At 73.1% G+C, this 5475-nt stretch carries 5 protein-coding genes; all 5 read right to left on the reverse strand.

The features are described from left to right. On the reverse strand, nucleotides 1-844 hold an 844-nt coding region (locus tag L0P92_RS41630), incomplete at its 3' end, for a cobyrinic acid a,c-diamide synthase CobB (RefSeq protein WP_234768337.1). After that, complete coding sequence (gene cobO, locus L0P92_RS41635; RefSeq protein WP_234768338.1) at nucleotides 844-1443, reverse strand: cob(I)yrinic acid a,c-diamide adenosyltransferase; 600 nt, start codon at nucleotides 1441-1443, stop codon at nucleotides 844-846. The genes L0P92_RS41630 and cobO, both read right to left, overlap by 1 nt. Then, complete coding sequence (locus L0P92_RS41640; protein WP_234768339.1) at nucleotides 1443-3500, reverse strand: putative cobaltochelatase; 2058 nt, start codon at nucleotides 3498-3500, stop codon at nucleotides 1443-1445. The genes cobO and L0P92_RS41640 overlap by 1 nt, the downstream gene beginning before the upstream one ends. Then, the gene (locus L0P92_RS41645; RefSeq protein WP_234768340.1) at nucleotides 3497-5008 is read right to left on the reverse strand and encodes a cobyric acid synthase; all 1512 of its coding nucleotides are present in this window, start codon (nucleotides 5006-5008) and stop codon (nucleotides 3497-3499) included. Before L0P92_RS41645 ends, L0P92_RS41640 begins: the two co-directional genes overlap by 4 nt. Further along, nucleotides 5005-5475: cobalamin biosynthesis protein (locus L0P92_RS41650; protein WP_234768341.1), on the reverse strand; the 471-nt coding region annotated here is incomplete at its 5' end. The genes L0P92_RS41650 and L0P92_RS41645, both read right to left, overlap by 4 nt.

Genomic DNA, 5475 nt, shown 5'->3' on the forward strand with positions numbered 1-5475 from the left:
ATAACAGGTCTCGTGGGCTCGGAGATGTGTATAAAGAGACAGGGACGGGTAGGGGCGGCGGGGGCGAAGAAGCCAGTACCTCAGCCGCATCCCAGGCCGCACAAGACAACACCCCCGCACTACGCGCCAGCGCGACCAACGCCTCCAGATCACACCCGCCCCGCACCTGCGCAGCCATGGCAGCCACCGCATCCACAGCAGCCCCCCGCCGCTCGGCAACCGGCACCAACCCCAGATGCCGCGACGGCGTATCCACCTGAGCCGTCCGCCGCAACACCCCCAACACCGGCACCCCCGCCGACTCCAACCCCTCCCGCAACAACTCCTCATGCCGATCAGAAGCGACCTTGTTCAGAATCACCCCCCCGACCCGCACCTCCGGATCCCAGGACACGAACCCGTGCACCAACGCCGCCACCGACCGCGACTGCGACGACGCGTCGACGACCAGCACCACCGGCGCCCGCAGCAACTTCGCCACATGCGCGGTCGACGCCAGCTCCCCCTGCCCGGCAGCCCCGTCGAACATCCCCATGACCCCCTCGACGACCGCGATGTCGCAGCCCCGCGCCCCGTGCAGGAACAACGGCCCGACCAACTCGGGCCCGCACAGATACGCGTCGAGGTTCCGCCCCACCCGCCTGGTGGCAAGCGCGTGATACCCGGGGTCGATGTAATCCGGCCCCACCTTGTGCGGAGACACGGCGAGCCCCCGCTCGGCCAGCGCGGCCATCAACCCGGTGGCGACGGTGGTCTTCCCACTGCCGGACGAGGGCGCGGCGATGACCAGCCGGGGCACGGAAGCGGAGGCGGACGAGGATGTGAACGAGGGCGTTGGGGGCATCACCACTCGATACCCCGCTGCCCCTTCTGCCCGGCGTCCATGGGGTGCTTGACCTTGGACATGTCGGTCACCAGGTCGGCGAAGTCGAGAAGCTTCTCGGGAGCGTTCCGCCCGGTGATGACGACATGCTGCGTCCCGGGCCGCTCCCGCAGCACGTCGATCACCTCGTCCAGATCGACCCAGCCCCAGTGCAGCGGATAGGCGAACTCGTCGAGCACGTAGAGCTTGTACGACTCGGCGGCCAGGTCCCGCTTGACCTGCTCCCAGCCCTCCCGCGCCTTCTCCTCGTTGTCCATCTGATCGTCACGCTGCACCCACGACCAGCCCTCGCCCATCTTGTGCCAGTCGACGGTGCCCCCCTCACCGCTCGCCCCCAGCACCCGCAGCGCGTTCTCCTCGCCGACCTTCCACTTCGCCGACTTGACGAACTGGAACACCCCGATCGGCCACCCCTGGTTCCAGGCGCGCAGCGCCATCCCGAAGGCGGCGGTGGACTTGCCCTTGCCCACCCCGGTGTGCACCATCACCAGCGGCCGATTACGACGCTGACGAGTCGTCAGCCCATCGTTCGGCACCACACTCGGCTGCCCCTGCGGCATTACGCGGCCCTCCTGTTCGACCCACCCTGCGATCCACCCTGAACATCCCGGACGAGCCCGGCGATCGAGTCCGCCCGCAACTCCTCCAGCGTCACCGCCGCACCGCCCAGCTCACCCGCGAGCTGCCCGGCGAGCCCCAGCCGCACGTACCCCGCCTCGCAGTCGACGACCACGGACGCGATCCCCTCGGCGGCGAACAGCCGCGCGGCCCGCCCGGCGAGAGCCACCGGCTCCGGTCCGCCGGTGGCCCGCCCGTCGGTCACCACGACGACCAGCGCCCGCCGCGCCGGATCCCGCAGCCGCTCCACCCGAAGCACCTCGTGCGCCTTGAGCAGCCCGGCCGCGAGCGGCGTACGCCCCCCGGTCGGCAGCGACTCCAGCCGGGCCGCCGCCGCGTCCACCGACGAGGTCGGCGGCAGCGCCACGTCCGCGCCCGTCCCGCGGAACGTCACCAGCCCCACCTTGTCCCGCCGCTGGTAGGCGTCCAGCAGGAGCGAGAGCACGGCTCCCTTGACCGCGGACATCCGCTGCCGCGCCGCCATCGACCCCGAGGCGTCGACCACGAACAGCACGAGATTGCCCTCGCGCCCCTCCCGGGTCGCCTGCCGCAGATCGTCGCGCCGCACGACCAGTCCCGGCCCCGACCGCCCCCGCGTCCGCTGATGCGGGGCGGCCGCGTGCACGGTGGCGGCCAGATGCAGCTTCGTCAGCGCCCCTCGGGGCCGTCGCGCCCCGGTCGTCCGCCCGTGCTCGGTCCGCGCCCGCGAACGCCGCCCCGCCGCGCCCTCGCCGAGACCGGGCACGCTGAGCACCTTGGTCCGGAACGGCTCCGAGGCCCGCACCGGCTGCTGCTCCCCGGCACCGGGAACCCGCGGCTGTCCGCCCTCCCCGGCCTCGGGCGGCGCACCCGCGTCACCGCTCTGCGGCCCCTGCGGCCCGTCAGGCGCTTGCGGCCCGGAAGGCGGCTGCCCGCCGCCCCCGCCCGGCCCGTCCGGATCGGGATCCTCGTCGCCCTCGTGCTCGTTCCGGCTCTCGCTCTCGTCGTCGCCGGCGAACTCCTCCAGCGTCTCGTCGAGCTTGTCCTCGTCGAGTCCCGGCGCGTCGAAGGGGTTGCGCCGCCTGCGGTGCGGCAGCGCGAGCAGCGCCGCCTGCCGTACGTCCTCGGCGAGCACATCGGTCCGCCCGGCCCACGCGGCCAGCGCGGTCGCCGTACGCGCCATCACGATGTCGGCCCGCATGCCGTCCACCTCGAACGCGGCACAGGTCGCCGCGATCTGCCGCAGCGCCCCGTCACCGAGCCGCACCGACGGCAGCAACTCCCGCGCGGCGGCGATGCGCCCACGCACCTCGGCCTCGTCGTCCGCCCAGCGCGCGGCGAAGCCGGCCGGGTCGTCGTCGTAGGCGAGACGGCGGCGTACGACCTCCACCCGCTGGTCGGGCTCCCGCGAGGCGGCGACCTCGACCGTCAGTCCGAACCGGTCCAGCAACTGCGGCCGCAGCTCGCCCTCTTCGGGGTTCATGGTGCCGACGAGGAGGAACTTCGAGGCGTGCCGTACGGAGACACCCTCGCGCTCGACGTACGACGCGCCCATCGCGGCCGCGTCGAGGAGCAGGTCGACCAGGTGGTCGTGGAGGAGGTTGACCTCGTCGACGTAGAGGATCCCGCGGTGCGCGTCGGCGAGCAGGCCGGGCTCGAAGGCCTTCACGCCCTCCGACAGCGCCCGCTCGATGTCCAGCGCGCCCACCAGCCGGTCCTCGGAGGCGCCGACGGGCAGCTCGACCATACGGGCGGGGCGCTCGGCCCCCGCCCCCGGTTCGTGCGGCCCGTCCGGGCACCCGGGGTCCACCCGCGCGGGGTCGCAGGAGAAGCGGCACCCGGGGACGACGGGGACCTCCGGCATCAGCGCCGACAACGCCCGTACGGCCGTCGACTTGGCGGTGCCCTTCTCGCCGCGCACCAGCACACCGCCGACCGCCGGTGACACGGCGTTCAGCAGCAGCGCCAGCCGCAGGTCGTCCTGGCCGACCACGGCCGTGAAGGGGAAGGGTGTGCTCATGCGGGCGCTCCCGGTGGAATGAAGGGCAGTCCTTGCGGCGCGCCCGACTCGATGAGCCGCCAGAGCGCGTCCGTGTCCGCGTGCTGTTCGATCAGGTCGCCGAGCCGGTCGAGCTGCTCCTCGCGCAGCGCGGCGAACGAGGTGTCGGGGGCCGGTACGAAGCGTCGGCCCGCGGCGGCCGCGACCTCGCGCAGAAAGGCCCGTCGGAAACCGTCCGACTCCAGCGAGCCGTGCCAGTGGGTGCCCCAGGTCTGACCGACCCGGCACCCGTCGAGGAAGGATTGCCCGCCCACGACGTCGGCGACCCCGTGATGGATCTCGTACCCCTCGACCCGCTCCCCGAGGGCCTCGCCGACGGGCCGGGTGAGGGTCTTCTCCGGGGCGAACCGCACCCGCACGGGCAGGATCCCGAGCCCGTCGACATGCCCCGCGCGGCTCTCGACCTCGTCCTCGATGTGCTCGCCGAGCACCTGGAAACCACCGCAGATGCCCAGGATCGGCCGCCCCTCGGCGGCCCTGCGCACCAGGGCTTCCGCGAGTCCCCGTTCCCGCAGCCACTCCAGCGCGCGCACGGTTCCCCGGGTGCCGGGGAGCACCACCAGGTCCGCGTCGGCCAGTTCCTCCGGCCGGTCCACGAACCGCACGACGACACCGGGCTCGGCGGCGAGGGCGTCCACGTCGGTGAAGTTGGACATCAGCGGCACGGCACAGACCGCGACCCGCAGCACGTCCTCGCCGACGGGCGGCGCGACGACGGACTCCCGGACCGTCCCCCGCAGGGAGACCCGCAGCCCGTCCTCCTCGTCGATGCCGAGGCCGTGCCGGAAGGGCAGGACGCCGTACGTGTGCCGGCCGGTGAGGCCGTGCAGCATGTCGAGCCCGGGTTCGAGCAGCGAGACGTCGCCCCGGAACTTGTTGACGAGAAACCCGGCGATCAGCTCCTGGTCCTCGGGGGAGAGGAGCGCCACGGTTCCGAAGAAGGAGGCGAAGACGCCCCCGCGGTCGATGTCGCCGACCACCAGCACCGGCAGCCGGGCGCTGCGGGCGATGCCCATGTTCACTATGTCGGTCCGCCGCAGATTGATCTCGGCCGGAGACCCGGCCCCCTCACAGATCACCGCGTCGTAGGTGTCCCGCAGTTCGGCGAGACAGTCGAGCACGGTCCCGAGCAGCTTCTGCTGTCGCCCGCCGTGGTACCCGCGTGCGCTCATCTCGCCCACGGGCCTGCCCAGCAGCACGACCTGACTGCTGCGTTCGCCACCGGGCTTGAGCAGCACCGGGTTCATCAGCGCGGTCGGCTCCACCCGGCACGCCTGCGCCTGCATGGCCTGCGCCCGCCCGATCTCCGCGCCCTCGCGCGTCACGAACGAGTTGAGGGACATGTTCTGCGCCTTGAACGGCGCGACCTTGACCCCCTGCCGCACCAGCCACCGGCAGATTCCCGCCGTGACGACGCTCTTGCCGGCGTCCGAGGTGGTACCGGCGACGAGAAGCCCCCCGCCCGTCATGACGTACGTCCCTTCGCGATACGGCGCGCGGCGACACAGACGCCGAGCGCCAGCCAGCCGACGCGCTGCGACAGCCGTACGGCTCGCTCGATGTCCTGGACGGCGACGGCACGCCCCGCCCCGTTCAGCACCGGCCGGTGCTCGACCCGCCCGCCGTACGACAGCGTCCCGCCGAGGCGTACCCCGAGCGCCCCCGCGAACGAGGCCTCGACAGGACCGGCGTTGGGGCTCGGGTGCCGCCCGGCGTCGGCCCGCCAGGCCCGTGCGGCTCCCCGGGGGTCACCGCCCGTGACAGCGGCCAGTACGGCGGTCAGCCGTGCGCCCGGCCAGCCGGCCACGTCGTCAAGCCGGGCCGAAGCCCAGCCGTAGCGGCGGTACTTGGGCGACTTGTGCCCCACCATGGCGTCGAGCGTGTTCACGGCCCGGAACCCGAGCAGCCCCGGCACCCCGCCGACGGCCCCCCACAC

Origin of the sequence: Streptomyces muensis, assembly GCF_021474425.1 — a bacterium.
GTDB classification, from domain to species: domain Bacteria; phylum Actinomycetota; class Actinomycetes; order Streptomycetales; family Streptomycetaceae; genus Streptomyces; species Streptomyces muensis.

Excerpts from the sequence above, each read along its gene's own strand:
- L0P92_RS41645 (WP_234768340.1), bottom strand. The coding sequence starts at position 5,008 with ATGACGGGCGGGGGGCTTCTCGTCGCCGGTACCACCTCGGACGCCGGC.
- cobO (WP_234768338.1), bottom strand. The coding sequence starts at position 1,443 with ATGCCGCAGGGGCAGCCGAGTGTGGTGCCGAACGATGGGCTGACGACT.
- L0P92_RS41640 (WP_234768339.1), bottom strand. The coding sequence starts at position 3,500 with ATGAGCACACCCTTCCCCTTCACGGCCGTGGTCGGCCAGGACGACCTG.